The 20,981-nt window shown below is 66.5% G+C and carries 18 protein-coding genes; 9 read left to right on the top strand and 9 right to left on the bottom strand.

The genetic code is table 11. The annotated features are described in order from the left end of the window. Positions 1-34: 34 nt before the first annotated feature. The 5 genes from HH110_RS07490 to acnA all read right to left on the bottom strand — a co-directional run bounded on the left by HH110_RS07490 (position 35) and on the right by acnA (position 6,949). On the bottom strand, positions 35-904 hold the full coding sequence (locus HH110_RS07490; protein WP_176989072.1) for a crotonase/enoyl-CoA hydratase family protein: 870 nt from the start codon (positions 902-904) through the stop codon (positions 35-37). 158 nt (positions 905-1,062) lie between these two features. Next, complete coding sequence (locus HH110_RS07485; protein WP_176989071.1) at positions 1,063-2,739, bottom strand: long-chain fatty acid--CoA ligase; 1,677 nt, start codon at positions 2,737-2,739, stop codon at positions 1,063-1,065. Between the two features lie 181 nt (positions 2,740-2,920). Further along, positions 2,921-3,586: an AAA family ATPase gene (locus HH110_RS07480; RefSeq protein ID WP_176989070.1), complete on the bottom strand. Its 666-nt coding sequence runs from the start codon at positions 3,584-3,586 to the stop codon at positions 2,921-2,923. Then, positions 3,586-3,957: a type II toxin-antitoxin system prevent-host-death family antitoxin gene (locus HH110_RS07475; protein ID WP_176989069.1), complete on the bottom strand. Its 372-nt coding sequence runs from the start codon at positions 3,955-3,957 to the stop codon at positions 3,586-3,588. Before HH110_RS07475 ends, HH110_RS07480 begins: the two co-directional genes overlap by 1 nt. Before the next feature lie 235 nt (positions 3,958-4,192). Then, positions 4,193-6,949, bottom strand: a complete 2,757-nt coding sequence (gene acnA, locus HH110_RS07470; RefSeq protein WP_176989068.1) for an aconitate hydratase AcnA — start codon at positions 6,947-6,949, stop codon at positions 4,193-4,195. A 283-nt stretch (positions 6,950-7,232) separates the two neighbouring features. Here acnA and HH110_RS07465 point away from each other — a divergent pair, with 283 nt between their 5' ends. Genes HH110_RS07465 through acnB form a run of 3 tightly spaced genes read left to right on the top strand, consistent with a single transcriptional unit; the run spans position 7,233 to position 10,498 of the window. Further along, positions 7,233-7,457 (top strand): AbrB/MazE/SpoVT family DNA-binding domain-containing protein, encoded by a 225-nt coding sequence (locus tag HH110_RS07465; RefSeq protein ID WP_019182937.1) that lies wholly within the window; start codon positions 7,233-7,235, stop codon positions 7,455-7,457. Positions 7,458-7,464: 7 nt separating this feature from the next. Further along, positions 7,465-7,863, top strand: coding sequence for a type II toxin-antitoxin system VapC family toxin (locus HH110_RS07460; protein ID WP_176989067.1), 399 nt, complete (start codon positions 7,465-7,467; stop codon positions 7,861-7,863). Between the two features lie 49 nt (positions 7,864-7,912). Then, positions 7,913-10,498: a bifunctional aconitate hydratase 2/2-methylisocitrate dehydratase gene (gene acnB / locus HH110_RS07455; protein ID WP_176989066.1), complete on the top strand. Its 2,586-nt coding sequence runs from the start codon at positions 7,913-7,915 to the stop codon at positions 10,496-10,498. 163 nt (positions 10,499-10,661) lie between these two features. Here the strand turns inward: acnB and HH110_RS07450 are convergent, their stop codons facing one another. Further along, positions 10,662-11,918: a LysR substrate-binding domain-containing protein gene (locus HH110_RS07450; protein ID WP_176989065.1), complete on the bottom strand. Its 1,257-nt coding sequence runs from the start codon at positions 11,916-11,918 to the stop codon at positions 10,662-10,664. Between the two features lie 101 nt (positions 11,919-12,019). Between HH110_RS07450 and HH110_RS07445 the strand changes: the two genes are divergently transcribed. From HH110_RS07445 to HH110_RS07420, 6 genes are all read left to right on the top strand, one after another. Beyond that, positions 12,020-12,691, top strand: coding sequence for a 4-carboxy-4-hydroxy-2-oxoadipate aldolase/oxaloacetate decarboxylase (locus HH110_RS07445; protein WP_176989064.1), 672 nt, complete (start codon positions 12,020-12,022; stop codon positions 12,689-12,691). Continuing rightward, positions 12,684-13,739: a 4-oxalomesaconate tautomerase gene (locus HH110_RS07440; protein WP_176989063.1), complete on the top strand. Its 1,056-nt coding sequence runs from the start codon at positions 12,684-12,686 to the stop codon at positions 13,737-13,739. Before HH110_RS07445 ends, HH110_RS07440 begins: the two co-directional genes overlap by 8 nt. A 42-nt stretch (positions 13,740-13,781) precedes the next feature. Then, on the top strand, positions 13,782-15,095 hold the full coding sequence (gene dctA / locus HH110_RS07435; protein ID WP_176989062.1) for a C4-dicarboxylate transporter DctA: 1,314 nt from the start codon (positions 13,782-13,784) through the stop codon (positions 15,093-15,095). A gap of 77 nt (positions 15,096-15,172) precedes the next feature. Then, a complete protein-coding gene (locus tag HH110_RS07430; protein ID WP_176989061.1) occupies positions 15,173-16,468 on the top strand; it encodes a carbohydrate porin in 1,296 nt (431 codons plus the stop codon). A 23-nt stretch (positions 16,469-16,491) separates the two neighbouring features. Beyond that, entirely contained in the window at positions 16,492-17,514 is a 1,023-nt protein-coding gene (locus tag HH110_RS07425) for an amidohydrolase family protein (protein WP_176989060.1), read from the top strand. 1 nt (position 17,515) lies between these two features. Then, entirely contained in the window at positions 17,516-18,406 is an 891-nt protein-coding gene (locus HH110_RS07420; protein WP_176989059.1) for an amidohydrolase family protein, read from the top strand. 51 nt (positions 18,407-18,457) lie between these two features. Here HH110_RS07420 and HH110_RS07415 read toward each other — a convergent pair whose 3' ends face one another. Genes HH110_RS07415 through HH110_RS07405 form a run of 3 tightly spaced genes read right to left on the bottom strand, consistent with a single transcriptional unit; the run spans position 18,458 to position 20,978 of the window. Beyond that, on the bottom strand, positions 18,458-19,528 hold the full coding sequence (locus HH110_RS07415; RefSeq protein WP_176989058.1) for a chemotaxis response regulator protein-glutamate methylesterase: 1,071 nt from the start codon (positions 19,526-19,528) through the stop codon (positions 18,458-18,460). Continuing rightward, entirely contained in the window at positions 19,525-20,121 is a 597-nt protein-coding gene (gene cheD / locus HH110_RS07410; protein WP_121036713.1) for a chemoreceptor glutamine deamidase CheD, read from the bottom strand. The genes HH110_RS07415 and cheD overlap by 4 nt, the downstream gene beginning before the upstream one ends. Next, positions 20,118-20,978 (bottom strand): CheR family methyltransferase, encoded by an 861-nt coding sequence (locus HH110_RS07405; protein WP_176989057.1) that lies wholly within the window; start codon positions 20,976-20,978, stop codon positions 20,118-20,120. The genes cheD and HH110_RS07405 overlap by 4 nt, the downstream gene beginning before the upstream one ends. Positions 20,979-20,981 lie beyond the last annotated feature (3 nt).

Raw genomic sequence — 20,981 nt, 5'->3', positions numbered from 1 at the left:
AGCCGGGCTTGAACAACACAGGGGAGGGGGTGACTCAGGCGACGTCGAGGGTGGCGCGGCGGGTCTGGGCCTTGATCAGGCGATCCATGGTGCGCAGCGACTTGTCGCCCAGCGCGAGCGCGGAGTCCACCCACACCTTGGTGATTTCCAGCAGCTCGTCGTAATGCACGGCCTGGGCCAGGTTGCGTGCGGCATTCATCGCCAGGTAGGAATGCGGAATGCGCTGGTGCTGGCGGATCAGGTCCTCGACCGCCTTGACGCCCTGGCCCTTCGGCACCAGCACGTCGACCACGCCCATCGCATGCATCTCCTCGGACGAATACACGCGGCCGTCGAGGATGATCTTCTCGGCCAGCTGCGGCGCCACGCGCTTGCACAGGAACGAGTACGCGCCCATGCCCGGGAACAGCCCGAACAGGACTTCCGGCAAGCCCATGCCGCAACCTTCCTCGGCCACGATGGTGTGGCAGGCCAGCGCCATCTCCAGGCCACCGCCCAGCGCGTCGCCCTGGATCAGCGCGATCGAACGGACGTCGCCGCCGAAGCCGGTGTGCAGGTGGTGGACGCCTTCCACGCAGCGCTGCGCATAGGTCAGCAGGCGGTCGCGGTTGCCTTCGCGGATCAGGCGGGTGAACAGGTCCAGGTCACCGCCCAGGTTGTACGCGTTCGCATCGGAGGCGAGCACGAAATGGCGCAGCTTGCCGCTGTTGCGCTCGGCCGGGGTACGGGTGATGGCGCTCATGAAATTCCACATTTCATCGAGCATGTCCTTGCGGCAGCACGGGCGGATGCCACTGCCGGCATCGGCATGCATGTACAGCCAATGGGCGTCGTCGTTGCCCGTGGTCTCGGTGCGGATGGTGGCGTAGCGGCGGTTGACGGGCAGCTTTTCAATGGTGCTCATGGCGATTTCCTCGGAGGCTGGCCCGCTGGGAGGACGGTGGGCGGCGGGCCTGACGGGTCCACACGCCGCGATCCTACACCCCGGGCATCTCAGGCAATGCAAAAGGCCCCCGCCGTTGCCGGCAGGGGCCCTGTGAAGATGCCGCCGTTGGGGAACCGTTACGGCGCGGGCGTATCGCGCAGTTCGCGGCGCAGGATCTTGCCCACGTTGGTCTTCGGCAGCTCCTTGCGGAACTCCACGATCCGCGGGTGCTTGTAGCCGGTCAGGTTGGCACGCGCGTGCTCCTTGACCATCTCGGCGGTGAGGTTGGGGTCCTTCTTGACGATGACCACCTTGACCACTTCGCCGGACTTTTCATCGGGCACGCCGACCGCCGCGACTTCGAGCACGCCCGGCATCATCGCGATGACGTCTTCGACCTCGTTGGGGTACACGTTGAAGCCGGACACCAGGATCATGTCCTTCTTGCGGTCCACGATGTAGAAGAAGCCCTGCTCGTCCATCCGCGCCATGTCGCCGGTGTGCAGCCAGCCCTCGGCATCGACCGCTGCGGCGGTGTCTTCCGGGCGCTGCCAGTAGCCCTTCATCACCTGCGGGCCCTTGATGCACAGCTCGCCGACGTCGCCGGCGGGCAGGGTCTGGCCGTTATCGTCCTTGACGCAGGCATCGGTGGACGGAATCGGCAGGCCGATGGCGCCGTTGTACTCGGCCAGGTCCAGCGGGTTGATGCAGGCGGCCGGCGAGGTCTCGGTCAGGCCGTAGGCCTCGACCAGGGTCACGCCGGTGACCTTCTTCCAGCGCTCGGCAACGGCACGCTGCACCGCCATGCCGCCACCCAGGGTGACCTTCAGCGAGGAGAAATCGATCTCGTCGAAGCCGGGGGTGTTGAGCAGGCCGTTGAACAGCGTGTTGACGCCGGTGATCGCGGTGAAGCGGGTCGCCTTGAGCTCCTTGACGAAGCCCTTCATGTCGCGCGGGTTGGTGATCAGGTAGTTGCAGCCACCGAACTTCATGAAGACCAGGCCGTTCGCCGTCAACGCGAAGATGTGGTACAGCGGCAGGGCGGTGATGATCACCTCCTTGCCCATCTCGATCCCGGAGGCGGAGATCCAGGCCGAGGCCTGCTGCATGTTGGCCACCAGGTTGCGGTTGGTCAGCATCGCGCCCTTGGCCACGCCCGTGGTGCCGCCGGTGTACTGCAGGAAGGCGACGTCGTCGTGGTCGATCTCGACCTTGGGCAGGGTGTGGCGGCTGCCGAGCTTGAGCGCCTGGTTGAAGCGGATCGCGCCACGCAGGCTGTAGTTGGGCACCATCTTCTTGATGTACTTCAGCACGAAGTTCACCACGATGCCCTTGGCGCCGAGCATGTCGCCCAGGCCGGTGGTCACCACCTGCTTGATCGGTGTATCGGCGATGACCTGCTGCACGGTGTCGCAGAAGTTGTCGACCACCACCAGCACGGCCGCGCCGGAATCCACCAGCTGGTGCTTGAGTTCGCGGGCGGTGTACAGGGGATTGACGTTGACCACGGTCAGGCCGGCACGCAGGACACCGAAGGTGGCGATCGGGTACTGCAGGCAGTTGGGCATCATCAGGGCGACGCGGTCGCCCTTCTTGAGCTGCAGCTCACCGAGCAGGTAGGCGGCGAACTGTTCAACCAGCGCGTCCGTTTCCCCGTAGGTGAGGACCTTGCCGAAACTGGAGTAGGCGGGGCGGTCGCGGAACTTGGCCACCGAGGTGTCGAAGACGGCCGAAACCGAATGAAACTCGTTGACGTCGATCTCGGCGGGTACGCCTTTGGGATAACTCTGCAGCCAGGGTCGTTCCAGACTCATATTCCCCCTCCAGGAAACGTGGATGATGTGATGCGATGACGGAGAGTATCCGTCGTTTCATGCCTCGGCAGCATACCGTCCCGAATGGAAAACGCGAAGGGTCTGTGAAGAAAGGCGGACGCGTGGCTTCGGGGCAGGGTGGTGCCGACGGTAAATGACGTTTGCAGCCGCATGCGCGCGCTCATCGCGGCGGCTCGCCAGCGCAGGTGTCGTGGCACTGCAGTGCAGCTTCCAGCACGGGCACGGCCCAGTCGGGTGTCTGCCGCAGTTGGGCGGCGTCATCGGCCGCGGGCCAGGTCAAACGGCCGCCGTCCATCTGCAGCACAAGATGCGGGTCGGCAACCGGCTGGCCAGGACCGACCTCTGCACTGTTGTCGTACACCTGCAGCTGTGCCAGTGCTGGCAACAGGGTGATCAGGTTCTGCAGCGCCAACGTATAGCGGCGGTGGATGTCCGCATCGCTGATGGCGTGGCCACCGGCCGCGACGCGTGCGCGCACCCGTGCGATGTGCTGCTCGGGAGAGGCCAGACCGCAGTACCAGACCAGTACGTCATGCGTGGCGCATGCCTCGGCCAGGGTCGCGGCGATTGACTGCCCGCCCAAGGTGGTTTCGAAGGCGTGGCTGCGGTGTTCGGCGATCGCCGCCTGCAGTCGGCCGAAGCCTTCCTTCCACGCCTGGCCATTGGCCTCGCGCTGGCTCATGCCCAGCTCGCGGCAGAGCTGCCCGGCCCAGTCGTCCGGATCGAACCAGTCCAGTCCCGCCTCGCGCAGCAGGTGACCGCCGATAGAGCTTTTGCCCGCACCATTGACCCCTGCCAGCACGAGCAGGAAAGGCCGCGCCGCCATCAGTACCCGCTGCCCGCGACCACCTTGCCCTTGAGCCGTGCCGGTTTACGCAGCAGCGTTCGGGCCTTGTTGCCCGCTGCGGCACTGTCCAGCACGGCAAGGCGATCATCGAAGCGCTGCCGCAGGTGCTGGAGGGCCGGGGTCTGCTCGCGCAGGGAGGCCAGATCACGCTGCAGCGATACCACTTCGGCCTGCATGGCCTGGTATTGCTCGGCGGAGAGGATGACGGCCTGGGGTTCGTTGTGATTGGTCACCAGCACGGCCTGCTGTTCGCGGACGTCCTGCATGACCTTGCGCCAGTGCTCCTTCACCGTCGAGGCGGTGGTACGGGTCAGCTCGGTGATCGGGTCGAACTTGAGCGCATGCAGCATGGCGGCGGTTCCCTGGCGGATGCGGCCAGCTTAGCCCAGTCCGTACGAAATGGGCTAATTATGTGATTTATGAAATTTATGAAAATGAAGAGGCGGCGGCCGGGACGCCTATAGCGGGCACGCCCAGAGCGCCGAATCGCTGGATGCCGGAAAGCAGCAAGGGGGCATTACGCCCCCTTGCTGCCGGTGCCATTCCCTGGTCGGGGAGGGCGTACTTCGCGAAAGCGCCTGACGCTTACTTCTTGCCCGCCAGCTGGCGCAGCACGTACTGCAGCAGGCCGCCGTGCTTGAAGTACTCCACTTCCTTCGGCGTCAGCAGCATCACATGGGCCTCGAAGGTCTTCTTCGTACCATCGGCCCGGGTCGCGGTGAGGGTCGCCGACTTGCTGGCGCCATCCTGCAGGCCGGTGATGTCCACCACTTCAGACCCGTCCAGGCCCAGGCTCTGCGCGTTGTCGCCGTTCTTGAACTGCAGCGGCAGCACGCCCATGCCGACCAGGTTGGAGCGGTGGATGCGCTCGAAGCTCTCGGCGATCACCGCCTTGACGCCCAGCAGGTTGGTGCCCTTGGCGGCCCAGTCGCGCGAGGAGCCGGTGCCGTATTCCTTGCCGGCGAACACGACCAGCGGGATGCCCTCGGCCTTGTACTTGACGGCCGCATCGTAGATCGCCAGCTTCTGCGGCTCGCCCCCGTCCTTCGGGAAGTACAGGGTGTTGCCGCCTTCTTCGCCGCCGAACATCAGGTTCTTGATGCGGATGTTGGCGAAGGTGCCGCGCACCATCACGTCATCGTTGCCACGACGGCTGCCGTAGCTGTTGAAGTCGGCCGGCTGCACGCCACGTTCCTGCAGGAAGCGGCCTGCCGGGGAATCCTTCTTGATGTTGCCGGCCGGGGAGATGTGGTCGGTGGTGATCGAGTCGCCGAACAGGCCCATCACGCGCGCGCCATGCACGTCGTCGATGTGGCCGACGTCCATCGTCATGCCCTCGAAATAGGGCGGGTTCTTGATGTAGGTCGAACTGCCGTCCCACTCATACAGATCGCCGTCGGGCGACTTGATGGTGTTCCAGCGGGTGTCGCCCTTGAACACGTCGGCATAGTTCTTCTTGAACATCTCCGGCCCGATGGTCGCGGCGATGACATCGCCGATTTCCTTGTTGCTTGGCCAGATGTCACGCAGGTACACCGGCTGGCCATCGCTGCCCGTGCCCAGCGGCTCGGTGGTCAGGTCGATGTCGGTGGTGCCGGCGATGGCGTAGGCGACGACCAGCGGCGGGCTGGCCAGGTAGTTCATTTTGACTTCCGGGTGCACGCGGCCTTCGAAGTTGCGGTTGCCCGACAGCACCGAGGCCACCACCAGGTCACCGGCGGCGATGCCGGCGCTCACTTCCGTGGGCAGCGGGCCCGAGTTGCCGATGCAGGTGGTGCAGCCATAGCCGACCACGTAGAAACCGATCTTCTCCAGCTCGGTGAGCACACCGGCCTTTTCCAGGTAATCGGTGACCACGCGCGAGCCCGGGCCGAGCGAGGTCTTGACCCACGGCTTGCGGTCCAGGCCCTTGGCCGCCGCGTTGCGGGCAAGCAGGCCGGCACCGATCATCACCGCCGGGTTGGAGGTGTTGGTGCACGAGGTGATCGCGGCGATGACCACCGCGCCGTCCTTCAGGCGGAACTTCCTGCCCTCCAGTTCCACATCGCTGTAACCCTTGGCCAGCTGTTCGTTGCCGACCGCCGCGCCGCCGCCTTCGTTGACGAACTTGGACACGTCATCGTTGCGCTTGTCGCGGTTGGTGGTCAGGCCGACCAGGTTCTCGCGGTAGTTCTGCTTGACGTCTTCGAGCAGCACGCGGTCCTGCGGACGCTTCGGGCCGGCCAGCGACGGCTTGACCTGGCTCATGTCCAGTTCCAGCGTGGCGCTGTAGCTGGCATGTGCGGTGTTGGCGTCGTGCCACAGGCCCTGGGCCTTGGCATAGGCTTCGACCAGGTCGATCTGCGCCTCGCTGCGGCCGGAAAGGCGCAGGTAGGTCAGCGACTCTTCGTCGATCGGGAAGATGCCGCAGGTGGCGCCGTACTCCGGGGCCATGTTGCCGATCGTGGCCCGGTCGGCCAGCGGCAGGTGCTGCAGGCCTTCGCCGAAGAACTCGACGAACTTGCCGACCACGCCGTGCTTGCGCAGCATCTGGGTGACGGTCAGCACGAGGTCGGTGGCGGTGGCGCCTTCGGGCATGCGCCCGGTCAGCTTGAAGCCGACCACCTGCGGGATCAGCATCGAGGACGGCTGGCCGAGCATGGCGGCTTCGGCTTCGATGCCGCCGACGCCCCAGCCCAGCACGCCGATGCCATTGATCATGGTGGTGTGGCTGTCGGTGCCGAACACGGTGTCCGGATAGGCCACTGCCTTGCCGTCCTTGTCCGCAGTCATGACCACGCGGGCCAGGTTTTCCAGGTTCACCTGGTGGACGATGCCGGTATTGGGCGGCACCACCTTGAAATTATCGAAGGCCTTCTGGCCCCAGCGCAGGAAGCCATAGCGTTCCTGGTTGCGCTGGAATTCGATCTTGCCGTTGAGGTCCAACGCGTCCGGGGTGCCGAACACATCGACCTGCACCGAGTGGTCGATCACCAGCTCGGAGGGAATCTGGGGATTGATCTGTTCCGGCCGGCCGCCGAGCTTGACCACCGCATCGCGCATCGCGGCCAGGTCGACCACGCAGGGCACGCCGGTGAAATCCTGCAGCACCACGCGGGCCGGCATGAAGGCGATCTCGATGTCCGGTTCGGCCTTGGGGTCCCACTGCGCCACGGCCTGGATGTGGTCCTTGCCGACGGTGACACCGCCATCCTCGTACCGGAGCAGGTTCTCCAGCAGGATCTTCATCGAGTAGGGCAGGTGGGAGATGTCGAACGTCTGTCCGAGCTTGGGCAGGCTGAAGTAGTCGTAGGTGGTGCCGCCGACGTCCAGCTGGCTGCGGGTGGAGAACGAATCGCTCATTGCGGGTGACTCCTCTTGCGGATGGCTTGCATTGGCCCGCCCGAGGCAGACCTGCTTGCGTTCGCCGCTGACCGGTAGGCCGGCGATCGTTCTGAGTATGAACGATTCAGCCGGATGCCACCTGCGGCAGTTGGTCTCAGGCTACACGGAGATATGTATCCCTCGTGTCATGGATGAGACAGATCCTTTCTGTGCCAACGGTCTCGCCGGCCAGATCAGTACTCCAGTGGAAGTATGCCCGTGGAAGTATGTATAATTTGTGCATACTTTGGAGGGCGTACCGATGGAAGCTACCGTTGCAGAGCGCGGGCAGATCACCCTGCCCAAGGCGGTCCGTGATGCGCTGGGCCTGACCAAGGGCACGCAGCTGAAGGTGGAGCTCGAAGGCAGCCGGATCATCCTGCGCAAGAGCGTGGACGATGCGATCTCCCGTGCCCGCGGCAAGTTCGCGCTGGATGGTTTCGATTCGGCCGAAGCGGCCGTGCGCGCGGTCCGCGACGAGGAATGAGCGCGTGATGATCGCCGTCGATTCACCGGTCCTGATCGAGCTGCTCAGCAATGGTCCGCAGGCCGACGCGGTCGAAGCCGGCCTGCGCCAGAGCCTTGTCGGCGGCCGCGTGGTCATCTGCGGGGTGACCTTGGCCGAGATCTGCGCATCGCTGCGCGGCGGTGCCGAGGTGCAGGAGGCGCTCGAGGAAATGGGCGTCCACTTCAGTCCACTGGAGGCCAAATCGGCCCTGCGCGCCGGCGAGATGCACCGCCGGCACCGGCAGCGCGGCGCCAAACCGCGCGGGCTGGATGAATTCATGGTCGGGTCGCATGCACTGCTGCAGTGCGACGGCCTGATCACCTGGAACGACAAATTTTACCGCGACTACTTCAAGGGCCTGAAGCTGATCGTGCCGCACGCCTGAGCCCATACTTTTAAACCGCATTCTTTCAGAGAATCACCCGGGAGTTGTCATGTTGGAAGCCTACCGCCACCACGTAGCCGAGCGCGCCGCGCTTGGCATCCCGCCGCTGCCGCTGAGCGCCCAGCAGACGGCCGACGTCATCGAACTGCTGAAGAACCCGCCCGCCGGCGAGGCCGAGTTCCTGCTGGAACTGCTGACCCACCGCGTGCCGGCCGGCGTCGATGACGCTGCCAAGGTCAAAGCCTCGTACCTGGCCGCGATCGCCCTGGGCAGCGAAACCAATCCGCTGATCAGCCGCGAGCGCGCCACCGAACTGCTGGGCACCATGCTCGGCGGCTACAACGTCGCCCCGCTGGTCCAGCTGCTGGACGATGCCAGCGTCGGCGCGATCGCCGCCGATGCGCTGAAGAACACCCTGCTGGTGTTCGACGCCTTCCACGATGTGCAGGAAAAGGCCAAGGCCGGCAATGCGAACGCCCAGGGCGTGCTGCAGAGCTGGGCCGATGCGGAATGGTTCACCAGCCGTCCGCAGGTGCCGGAAAGCCTGACCATTACCGTGCTCAAGGTGACCGGCGAAACCAACACCGACGACCTGTCGCCGGCCCCGGACGCCACCACCCGCCCGGACATCCCGCTGCACGCCCTGGCGATGCTGAAGAACAAGCGTGATGGTATCGAGCCGGAAGAAGACGGCAAGCGCGGCCCGGTCAAGTTCATCGAATCGCTGAAGGACAAGGGTCACCTGGTCGCCTACGTGGGCGATGTGGTCGGTACCGGTTCCAGCCGCAAGTCGGCCACCAACTCGGTGCTGTGGTTCACCGGTGAAGATATTCCGTTCATTCCGAACAAGCGCTTCGGCGGCGTGTGCCTGGGCTCGAAGATCGCCCCGATCTTCTACAACACGATGGAAGACGCCGGCGCGCTGCCGATCGAACTCGACGTGTCGCAGATGAACATGGGCGATGTGATCGAGCTGCGCCCGTACGACGGCAAGGCCCTGAAGGACGGCGCCGTCATAGCCGAGTTCAAGGTCAAGTCCGATGTGCTGTTCGACGAAGTGCGCGCCGGTGGCCGCATTCCGCTGATCATCGGCCGCGGCCTGACCGCCAAGGCGCGTGAAGCGCTGGGCCTGGCCCCGACCGATCTGTTCCGCCTGCCGATGGACCCGCCGGATACCGGCAAGGGCTTCTCGCTGGCGCAGAAGATGGTCGGCCGCGCCTGTGGCCTGCCGGAAGGCCAGGGCATGCGCCCGGGCACCTACTGCGAACCGAAGATGACCTCGGTGGGCTCGCAGGACACCACCGGTCCGATGACCCGTGACGAGTTGAAGGATCTGGCCTGCCTGGGCTTCTCGGCCGACCTGGTGATGCAGTCGTTCTGCCACACCGCGGCGTACCCGAAGCCGGTGGACGTCAAGACCCACCACACCCTGCCGGAGTTCATCTCCACCCGTGGCGGCATCTCGCTGCGCCCGGGCGACGGCGTGATCCACAGCTGGCTCAACCGCATGCTGCTGCCCGACACCGTCGGCACCGGCGGCGACTCGCACACCCGTTTCCCGGTGGGCATTTCGTTCCCGGCCGGCTCGGGCCTGGTGGCCTTCGCCGCTGCCACCGGCGTGATGCCGCTGGACATGCCGGAGTCGGTGCTGGTCCGCTTCAAGGGCAAGATGCAGCCGGGCGTGACCCTGCGTGACCTGGTCAACGCGATCCCGCTGTACGCGATCAAGTCCGGTCTGCTGACCGTGGCCAAGGCCGGCAAGAAGAACATCTTCTCCGGCCGCATCCTGGAAATCGAAGGTCTGCCGGAGCTGAAGGTCGAGCAGGCGTTCGAACTGTCCGACGCCTCGGCCGAACGTTCGGCCGCCGGTTGCTCGGTGCACCTGAACAAGGAGCCGATCATCGAGTACCTCACCAGCAACATCACGCTGCTGAAGTGGATGATCGCCGAGGGTTACCAGGACGCCCGTTCGCTGGCACGCCGCATCGAGAAGATGGAAGCCTGGCTGGCCAACCCGGAGCTGCTGGCCCCGGATGCCGACGCCGAGTACGCCGCCGTCATCGAGATCGACCTGGCCGACATCCACGAGCCGATCGTGGCGTGCCCGAACGACCCGGACGACGTCAAGACGCTGTCCGACGTGGCCGGTGCGGCCATCGACGAAGTGTTCATCGGTTCGTGCATGACCAACATCGGTCACTTCCGTGCGGCGGCCAAGCTGCTGGAAGGCAAGCGCGACATCCCGACCAAGCTGTGGGTGGCCCCGCCGACCAAGATGGATGCCTCGGAGCTGACCAAGGAAGGCCATTACGGCACCTTCGGCACCGCCGGCGCCCGCATGGAAATGCCGGGCTGCTCGCTGTGCATGGGCAACCAGGCGCAGGTGCGTGAGGGCGCGACGGTCTTCTCGACCTCGACCCGCAACTTCCCGAACCGTCTGGGCCGCAATTCCAACGTGTATCTGGGTTCGGCCGAACTGGCCGCGATCTGCTCGCGTCTGGGTCGCATTCCGACCAAGGAAGAGTACATGGCCGACATCGGCGTGCTGGATGCCAGCAGCAAGGACATCTACCGCTACATGAACTTCGACCAGATCGAGGACTACCAGGAAGTGGCCGGTACGGTTGCTGCCTGATCCGGGGCCGGGCGCTGCCCGGCGACCGGTAGCCGCCGACCGTTGGTCGGTGGGCTGAAAACAGAAACCCCCGGTGAAAGCCGGGGGTTTTTTGTTTGTGCGGTAGCGGGTGCGGTTCGCCAGGTGGCATGAAAGCACACCTACCCGGTGTTGCTGCGCGGGCTCAGCGGGCGGCCGGGTACCGGAACGGCCAATCGTCCTGCGCATCGCCACTGCGTTCGGCGCATACCTGCCGGAACGTGGCCACGAACGCCTGCTGCAGGCGGGTGGGGTGCCAGTCGGCGCGGGTGGTCAGGCCGATGCGGCGGCGCAGGTCGTCGCCGGCGCTGCCGATCTCGATAAGCAGTCCGGCGCGGCGCTCGATCACGAACTGGTCGCGCGACATCAGGGTGAGCCAGTCGTCTTCCAGCAGCAGGCCGCGGGTGATCAGCACCGAGCCGCATTCGATGCGCAGGCGGGGCGGCTCGTGCCCGTGCTGGCGGAACATGTGCTCCCAGCGTGCGCGTACGGGTGCACCGGTGGCGGCGATCACCCACGGGTAGTGGAGCAGCTGCGGGAAGGCGAAGCCGCCGGCACGCGCCAACGGATGCCCGCTGCGCGCGACGATGACCGGGTTGTCGTCGAAGAGGCCTTCCTGCGCGATATCGCGTACCGGCAGTCTGTCGCGCATGGCGCCGATCAGCAGGTCCAGGCTGCCTTCGCGCAGATCCCCCAGCAGCTCCGCGTACGGGCCCTCGATGACGTTCACCGACGCGCCCGGGTGTGCGCGTGCGAAGCGCGCCAGGACCTGCGGCAGCAGGATGGCCCGCGCCAGCGGCATCACCCCCAGCGTGACCCGACCGCCTTGTTCGGTGCGCAGCGAAGCCAGGTCATCCACGCCTGCGGCCAGCTCGGAGAGCGCCAGCCGCACCGGCCGCAGCATGCGTGTGGCCGCCGGGGTCGGTTGCACGGTCTTGCCGCGACGCACGGTGAGCGGGATTTCGATCGCGGCGGCCAGGTCGTGCACGGCGCGGTAGATCGCCGGCTGCGAGACCCCGGCGCGGCTGGCAGCCAGGGTGAAGCTGCCGGCGCTGTCCACCGCGGCCAACGCGCGCAGCTGCGGCAGGGTGACATAGCGCTCCACCGCGGGCATTGCCGGCAGTCGCTGGGTGCGCCGGGCCCCGCGCACGCCGTGGGCAATGTAGGCCAGTGCGCGCTCGATGCGGGGCACCAGCAGGCGGGCTGCTTCGGTAGGGGCCATGCCGCCGGGCTGGCGGTCGAACAGCGGTGCATCCAGCTGCGTCTCCAGTCGCGCGATCGCCTGGGTCAGCGCGGGCTGGGACAGATTCACGTGCGGCACGGCGGCGCTGATGCCGCCGTGGTGATGCACGGCCACCAGCGCATGCAGGTGTTTGAGGTTCAGGGCCAGGGTCACGCTCATGCACCAACTATAACTAAACCCAATGGCTGTTCCGAAAAACCATCTTGAGGTGTCCGGTTGCGGCGACACAGACTGCGCCATCGTCAACGAAGGATGGATGGATGTCCCGCGTAGTCACCCGTGTCGAACGTGCCGCTCCGGCGGTGATCCAGAGCCTGGCCCAGGCCGGGGTCGCCACCGCCCATGAAGCGCAGGGCCGCAGCGGCCTGCTGCATCCGCGGTTGCGCCCGATCTACCGCGGCGCACGCATCGCCGGCAGCGCGATCACCGTGTCGGTGCCGCCGGGCGACAACTGGATGATGCACGTGGCCATCGAGCAGTTGCGCGAGGGCGACATCCTGGTCGTCGCGCCGACCAGCGCGTGCACGGATGGCTATTTCGGCGACCTGCTGGCGACGTCGGCGCAGGTGCGCGGCTGCCGCGGGCTGGTGATCGATGCCGGGGTGCGCGATGTGCGCGACCTCACCGCGATGGGCTTCCCGGTCTGGAGCCGGGCCATCCATGCACAGGGCACGGTCAAGGAAACGCTGGGCTCGGTCAACGTGCCGGTAGTCTGCGGCGGCGCCCTGGTGCAGCCCGGTGACGTGGTGATCGCCGACGACGACGGCGTGTGCATCGTGGCGCGCGCCGATGCGGCGCGCGTGGCCAGCGAGGCGCAGGCGCGCGAGGCCCGCGAGACGGACAAGCGGGCACGGCTGGCCAACGGTGAGCTGGGCCTGGACATCTACGCCATGCGCGAGCGCCTGGCGGCCAAGGGGCTGCGTTATGAGTAAGGGCGTGCGCGCGATGTGGATGCGCGGTGGCACCTCCAAAGGCGGGTTTTTCCTTGCCGCGGAGCTGCCCGCCGACGTGGCCGAGCGCGATGCCTTCCTGCTGCGCGCCTACGGTTCGCCCGATGCACGCCAGATCGACGGCATGGGCGGGGCCGATCCACTGACCTCCAAGGTGGCCGTGGTATCGGCGTCCACACGTGAGGATGCCGACGTGGACTACCTGTTCCTGCAGGTGTTCGTGGACCAGGCGCTGGTCAGCGATGCGCAGAACTGCGGCAACATGCTGGCCGGCGTCGGGCCGTTCGCGATCGAGCGCGGCCTGGTCGCGGCGGGGCCGGAACAGACCGGCGTGCGGATCTTCATGGTCAACACCGGCCAGCTGGCGCAGGCGACGCTGCAGACCCCTGGCGGGCGTGTGCGCTATGACGGCGATGCGCGCATCGACGGCGTGCCGGGCACCGCCGCGCCGATTCCACTGGCCTTCGAAGACACCGCCGGGTCCAGCTGCGGCGCGTTGTTGCCGACCGGGCGCGCGCGGGACGTGATCGATGGCGTCGAGGCGACCCTGATCGACAACGGTATGCCGTGCGTGGTGCTGCGCGCGGGCGACCTGGGCATCAGCGGCTACGAAGACCGCCAGACACTGGACGCCGATGACGCGCTGAAGGCACGGCTGGAAGCGATCCGTCTGCAGGCGGGTCCCTTGATGAACCTCGGCGATGTCAGCGCGCAGTCGGTGCCGAAGATGATGCTGGTGGCCGCGCCCCGCAACGGCGGTGCGATCAGCGTGCGCTCGTTCATTCCGCACCGGTGCCATGCCTCGATCGGTGTGCTGGGCGCGGTGAGCGTGGCCACTGCGTGCCTGCTGCCGGGATCACCGGCACACGCGTTGGCGGTGCTGCCGGGCGGCAGCCAGCAGACCCTGGCGGTGGAACACCCCAGTGGCAGCACCGGCTGCGTGCTCGACCTGGATGAGGCGGGGCAGGTGACCCGCGCGGCGGTACTGCGGACCGCCAGAAAGCTGTTCGACGGCGTGCTGTTCGACTGAATACGCGCGACGTCCCTATTCTTGCAACCTGGGAGGGTTGATATGACTGTTGTGGAGAAGCGGCCGGGCCGCTTCGGCATTCTTGGCCAACTGTGGTTCCAGGTACTGGCCGGTACCGTGATCGGTGTGGTGCTGGGGTGGTTGCAGCCGGATATCGGCTCGGCCATGAAGCCGTTCGGCGATGCCTTCATCAAGCTGATCCGGATGATGATCGGGCCGATCATCTTCGTGACCGTGGTGCACGGCATCGCTGGCATGCGTGACATGCGCAGTGTCGGCCGGCTGGCGCTGAAGTCGCTGATCTACTTCGAGGTCATCACCATCCTGGCGCTGATCATCGGCCTGGTGGCGGTGGACCTGTGGAAGCCCGGCGCAGGCATGAACATTGACCCGGCCACCATCGATATGGCGAGCATCCAGGGCTACGTCCACAGCGCGCATGACCAGTCGATCGTGTCCTACATCATGGCCATCATCCCCAATACGCTGGTCAGTGCGTTCACCGAAGCGCATGTGCTGCAGGTGCTGTTCGTGGCGGTGCTGTTCGGCGTGGCGCTGGCCTCGGTGGGCGAGCGTGGCGAGCCGGTGATGAAGGTGATCGAGTCCACCTCCACCGCGCTGTTCAAGATCATCGGCTACATCATGTACTTCGCCCCGATCGGCGCGTTCGGCGCGATCGCCTTCACCGTGGGCCAGTTCGGCGCCGGGTCGCTGTTGTCGCTGGGTGAGCTGATCATCGAGTTCTTCGTGGTCTGCGGCGTGTTCACGGTGCTGGTGCTGGGCAGCGTGTGTTGGTGGACCGGCGCCAGCCTGTGGCGGTTGCTGGGCTACCTGCGCGATGAAATCGTGATCGTGGCCGCGACCACGTCCACTGAAACGGTGTTGCCGCGGCTGATCGAGAAGATGAAGAAGCTGGGCTGCGAGGAGGGTGTGGTCGGTTTCGTGATCCCGGCCGGCTACTCGTTCAACCTTGACGGCACCTGCCTGTACCTGACCACCGTGGCGTTGTTCCTGGCCCAGGCCACCAACACCGAGCTGACCGTGTGGCATCAGCTGGGGCTGATCGCGGTGCTGTTGCTGACCTCCAAGGGGGCCGCGGGCGTGGCCGGTGCGGCGTTCGTGGTGCTGGCGGCAACGCTGGGCACCACCGGCACGATCCCGGTGGCGAGCATCGCGCTGATCCTGGGCATCCACCGCATCCTCGCCGAAGGCCTGACCTTCGTGAACCTGATCGGCAACGCGATCGCGGTGCTGGTGATCGCCAAGTGGGAAGGCAAGCTCGACGAGAAGGTGATGGCCGAACAGATCGGCACGCGCCGACTGCGACGCCGCGTACTGGGCGTGCAGCCAGTCTGACCTGCGGCCGCAGCGTCGCTGCGGCCTTTCCCGATTCCACTTCGTCCCGGTGCCCCGGCCCCGGACAGGAGGCGCTTGTGTCGTTGATTTCCCGCCGCACGCTGTGCGTGCTTGTTGCCGCCAGCCTGGCCACCCCCGCGCTTGCTGCGGCTCCCGCGTCCCAGGGCAGCCTGCCCGAGGGCAGCGATCTCACCCTGGACCTGGTCGGCAACGTGGCCTCCAATCCGGTGGGCGGTGTCGAGCAGGGGACGGAAGGCTCGTACTGGGTCATGGCGCAGTCGAAGTTCGACCTCGATACCCTGTGGGGCGTGCACAACACCGATGTGGACGCGCAGTGGGCGTGGTTTGCCGGCCGCAACCTGGCACGCGAGAAGATCGGCAATTCGATCAGCGCCCAGCAGACCTGGCGGCCGGTGGCCGGCGGGCGCCTGACCCGGCTGACCGTGCGCCATCGCTTCGACAACGGCCTGAGCATCACCGTCGGACGCGCGCCGGTGAACAGCTACTTCAACAACTCCGCGCTCAACTGCGTGTTCATGAGCAACGCGATGTGCCTGACGCCGTACGGCGCGATCACCGACCTGGGCATCACCGCGTATCCGAATTCGTCCTGGGCGGGCATCGTGCGCTACGACGTGAACGACCGCTGGTACGCGCAGGCGGGTGCGTTCGACTACAACAACGACTTGAACAAGGCTGGCAAGAACGGCGTGGATTTTTCGGTGGGCGAGGGCAGCGGCACCCTCACCGCCTATGAAGTGGGCTACCAGACCAGCTTCGCCAACGACCCTTTGCCACGCACCTACCGACTGGGCATGTACCGCAACAGCGACGGCGGCAGGAGTTCTTACTTCGATGCCGACGGCACCTCGGCCGCGCTGAGCGGCAAGCCCACCGCCGTGCAGGACGGCGCGCGCGTCGGCTGGTATGCCATGGCCGACCAGACCGTGTGGCGTGGCGAAGGCCGGCGCAACCTGGCGCTGTTCGCGCGGGCCTATGTGAACACCGGCAACGAGGCGCCGGTCGACAGCTTCGCGTCGGCCGGCTTCGTCAAGACCGGCACCTTCGTGGGCCGCGACCAGGACACGCTGGCGATGTTTGTCTCCAACACGCATTTCAGCGATGAGCAGATCGGTTTCCTGCGTGATCGCCGCACCCGCAACGGCGGCAGCGGCGCACCGAACGCCGACGAGATCATCGCCGAGCTCAGTTATGGCTGGGCGGTGCACAAGGGCATCCGGCTGATGCCCAACCTGCAGTACGTCATCAACCCTGATCCCATCTACGCACCCACCCGCACCACCGACATCCCCGATGCACTGATTGTCGGGCTGCGCGTGGATGTGCACTTCGCCCAGCTGTTCGGCTGGTGATTCCTCCCCCACGAGGCCATGCCATGATCATCGACTGCCACGGTCACTACACGACCGCCCCCGCCAGCCACGACGCGTTCCGCACGCAGCAGATCGCGCACTTCAACGACCCGACGCTGCCGGCGCCGGTGTACCCGGTCATCAGCGACGAGGAGTTGCGCCAGAGCGTGGAGGCCAACCAGCTGCGCCTGCTGCGCGAGCGCGGTGCGGACATGACCATCTTCTCGCCGCGCGCCAGCACCATGGCCCACCACGTCGGCGATGAGCAGGTCAGCGCGGAATGGACGCGCCGCTGCAATGACCTGATTGCGCGCGTGGTCGGCCTGTACCCGGAGACCTTCATCGGCGTATGCCAACTGCCGCAGTCACCCGGCGTGCCGATCGCCCACTCCATCGCCGAGCTGGAGCGCTGCGTGAACGAGCTGGGCTTCGTCGGCTGCAACCTCAACCCGGATCCGTCCGGTGGGCACTGGAGCGGCCTGCCGCTCACCGACAAGGCCTGGTACCCGTTCTTCGAGAAGATGGTGGAGCTGGACGTGCCGGCAATGGTGCATGTGTCGGGCAGTTGCAATCCCAATTTCCATGCCACCGGCGCGCACTACCTCAATGCCGACACCACGGCGTTCATGCAGTTCCTGCAGGGCGACCTGTTCCATGATTTCCCGGACCTGCGCTTCATCATCCCGCATGGCGGTGGCGCGGTGCCGTATCACTGGGGCCGCTTCCGCGGGCTGGCGGACATGCTGGGCAAGCCGCCCCTGAACGAGCACGTGATGAAGAACGTGTACTTCGACACCTGCGTCTATCATCAGCCGGGCATCGATCTTCTGTTCAAGGTCATCGACATCGACAACATCCTGTTCGGCTCGGAGATGGTGGGCGCGGTGCGTGGCATCGACCCGGAGACCGGGCAGTACTTCGACGATACCCTGCGTTACGTGGAGGCCCTTGGGTTGTCGGAGGCCGACCGGCGCAAGGTGGTCGAAGGAAACGCGCGCAGGGTGTATCCGCGTCTGGATGCACAGTTGAAGGCGAGGGGGTTGTGAGATGACGACATTCGTGAAAGATGCGGACTGGCTGGACTTCTGCCCGGATCCGAGCGTGCCTGCGTTCGTGCCGCCGCCCGGGGCGGTGGATGCGCATTGCCATGTGTTCGGGCCCGGCGACCAGTTTCCGTATGCGCCCGAGCGCAAGTACACCCCGTGCGATGCGGGCAAGGACCAGCTCTTCGCGCTGCGTGACCGGCTGGGCTTCACCCGCAACGTGATCGTGCAGGCGACCTGCCATGGCGCTGACAACCGTGCCTTGGTTGATGCCCTGCAGGCGTCCGGTGGGATGGCGCGCGGCGTGGCCACGGTGCGCGACAGCGTCAGCGATGAGGAGCTGCAGGTGCTGCATGCCGCCGGGGTGCGTGGCGTGCGCTTCAACTTCGTCAAGCGGCTGGTGGACCCCAAGCCGGACGCCTACTACCGCGCCATCATCGAGCGTATTGCGCCGCTGGGCTGGCACGTGGTGGTGTATTTCGAGGCGGCGGACCTGGCCGAGCGTTGGGCGTTTTTTACGTCGTTGCCAACCACCGTGGTGGTGGATCACATGGGGCGGCCGGATGTGACCCAGCCGGTGGACGGTCCCGGTTTCCAGCGGTTCGTGCGGTTGATGGACAAGCACGCGAACGTGTGGAGCAAGGTCAGCTGCCCGGAGCGTCTGTCGGTGAGCGGTCCGCCCACCTATGACGATGTGGTGCCGTTCGCCCGCCATCTGGTGGAGCGGTTCCCGGTTCGTGTGCTGTGGGGAACGGATTGGCCGCACCCGAACCTGACATCGCACATGCCCGATGACGGAAAGCTGGTGGAGTTCATTCCACGAATCGCGCTGACCGCCGAGCTGCAGCGGAAGCTGCTCGTGGACAACCCGATGCGGTTGTACTGGGGCGGGTGAGGGACGTGGTGATCCGCGTGCTGCGGCCACACCATGCGTGGCTGGCGCGGCTTAACCCCGCGCCAACGCCATCAACCGCTCGGCAATCCGCTCCAGCGGCACCATTTCCTCCGCCGCGCCGAGCTTGAACGCTGCACCGGGCATGCCCCAGACCACGCTGGTCGCTTCGTCCTGCACCAGGGTCGGGGCGCCGGCGTTGCGCAGATCGAGCAGGCCGCGGGCACCGTCGTCGCCCATGCCGGTCAGGATCGCGCCGATCGCGTTCGCCCCGGCGCTTTCGGCCACCGAACGGAACAGCACGTCCACTGCCGGCTTGTGCCGGTTGACCGCCGGGCCGTCGTCGACCCGACAGCGCCAGCGGGCGCCGTCGCGGATGATCCGCAGGTGCTTGCCGCCCGGCGGCAGGTACGCGTGGCCGGGCAACACCGCTTCACCATCGCTGGCCTCGCGCACCGACATCGCCGAATGGCGGTCCAGGCGCTCGGCGAACGGGGTGCTGAAGGTGGCGGGCAGGTGCTGGGTCAACACGACGGCCGGGGCGTCGGCCGGCATGCCTTCGAGCACCACGCGCAGGGCCTCCGTGCCGCCCGCGGAGGCGCCGATGGCGATCAGGCGGTCGGTGGTGCGGAACTGGATGCTGCGCGGGGGCGCCTTCGGTGCTACCGCATCCAGGGTGATGCGCGGCGTGGGGGGACGGGCGAGCGTACGGACCCTCGAGCGGGCCGCCATCTTGACCTTCCCGATGATCTCTTCGGCGTAGACCTGCAGGCCACGGGCGACGTCGAACTTCGGCTTGGAGACGAAGTCCACAGCGCCCAGCGCCAGCGCCTGCAGGGTGGTATCGGCGCCGCGCTCGGTCAGTGAGGAGATCATCACCACCGGCAGCGGATGCAGGCGCATCAGGTTTTCCAGGAAGGCCAGCCCGTCCATGCGCGGCATTTCCACGTCCAGCGTGATCACGTCCGGGGCAAGGCGCTTGATCTTCTCGCGCGCCAGCAGCGGATCGGCGGCGGTGCCGACCACTTCGATGCCGGGATCGCTGGCGAGGATCTCGCTGAGCATCTGGCGCACGACCGCGGAGTCGTCGACGATCAGGACTTTGCAGGGGACACCGTGGGTCATTCGAACAGCTCCACGCCACCGGTGACCGGGGCCTTGGACAGGCGGGCACGCACGGCCGATTCGGTCGCGGCCACTTCGGCTTCATGGGCATGCGGCAGGCGCTGCACGACCACGCGGCCGGTATCGGCGAAGAACCACACCTTGCGCGGATGGATGCCGCAGAGGTCCTCGGCGATGATCGGGATGTGCTCGGCCTGCAGGTACTGGCGCACGAACTCGGCATTGCGGGTGCCGACCGGGTTGCTGGTGAAGCCCTTGAGTACGTTGGCACCGCCGAACACCTTGGCTTCCAGGCGCTTGCGGTGGGCGCCGCGCTTGAGCAGGTCGTTGATCAGCAGTTCCATCGCGTAGCTGCCGTAGCGCGCGGGCGCGCCATCGCCGACGTTGCCTTCGGGCAGCAGGAAGTGGTTCATGCCGCCGATCTTGAGCACCGGATCGCGCAGGCAGGCGGCCACGCAGGAGCCCAGCGTGGTGGTCAGCGCGGTGTTGTCGTCCACCGCCAGGTACTGGGTCGGCAGCAGCTTGGCGGCGGTGACCTGGAAGCGGCTGTCGAAATAGCGCATCACTTCGTCGTTGCGGATCGGCAGACTCATACCGGCGCTCCGGGCGCACGTTTGTACAGGGTCCGGCCGCAGGGCTGGATCAGGTCGGCGGCGTGCAGGTAGTTCTCCGAATGGCCGGTATAGAGCAGGCCGTCATCGCCCATGTGCTGGATCAGCCGCGACAGGATGCCGCGCTGGGTCGGTTTGTCGAAATAGATCATCACGTTGCGGCAGAACAGGGCATCGAACGGGCCGCCGACGTCGTAACGGTTGGCAAGCAGGTTGAGCGGGCGGTAGTCGATGAGGTCGCGCAGTGCGGGATTGACCCGGCAGTGGCCTTCATTCGGGCCGGTGCCGCGCTGGAAGTAGCGCTTCCGGATGGCGGGATCCAGCCCGGCGACGCGGTCGATCGCATAGACCCCACGACTGGCGGTGGCCAGCACCTGGGTGTCGACATCGGTGGCCAGGATGCGCACCGGCGGTTTGAGCGTGCCGAAGGTCTCGCAGGCGGTGATCGCCATCGAGTAGGGTTCCTCGCCGGTCGAGGCCGCGCACGACCACAGCTGCAGGGTGCCGTGGCCAGCGCGCAGGCGCAGTTCGTCGGCCAGCTTCTCGAAGTGGTGCGGCTCGCGGAAGAACGCGGTGAGGTTGGTGGTCAGGGCGTTGGTGAACGCCTGCCATTCGTCGCCGCCATGGGACTCGAGCTGGTCCAGGTAGTCGCTGAAGCTGCGCATGCCAAGCGCACGCAGCCGGCGCGACAGTCGGCCGTAGACCATGTCGCGCTTGGCCGGCGCCAGCGAGATGCCGACGCGCTGGTAGATCAGCTCGCAGACGCGGCGGAAATCACGATCGGCGAACTCGAATTCGCGAGCATTCGGTGAAGCGGCGTTGGCTGGGGGCGTGGACACGGG

The organism is Stenotrophomonas sp. SAM-B, assembly GCF_013387485.1.
Taxonomy (GTDB): Bacteria; Pseudomonadota; Gammaproteobacteria; order Xanthomonadales; family Xanthomonadaceae; genus Stenotrophomonas; species Stenotrophomonas maltophilia_AA.
The sequence above is the reverse complement of the archived record's forward strand: the minus strand, read 5'-3'. Positions and strand labels throughout refer to the sequence as shown.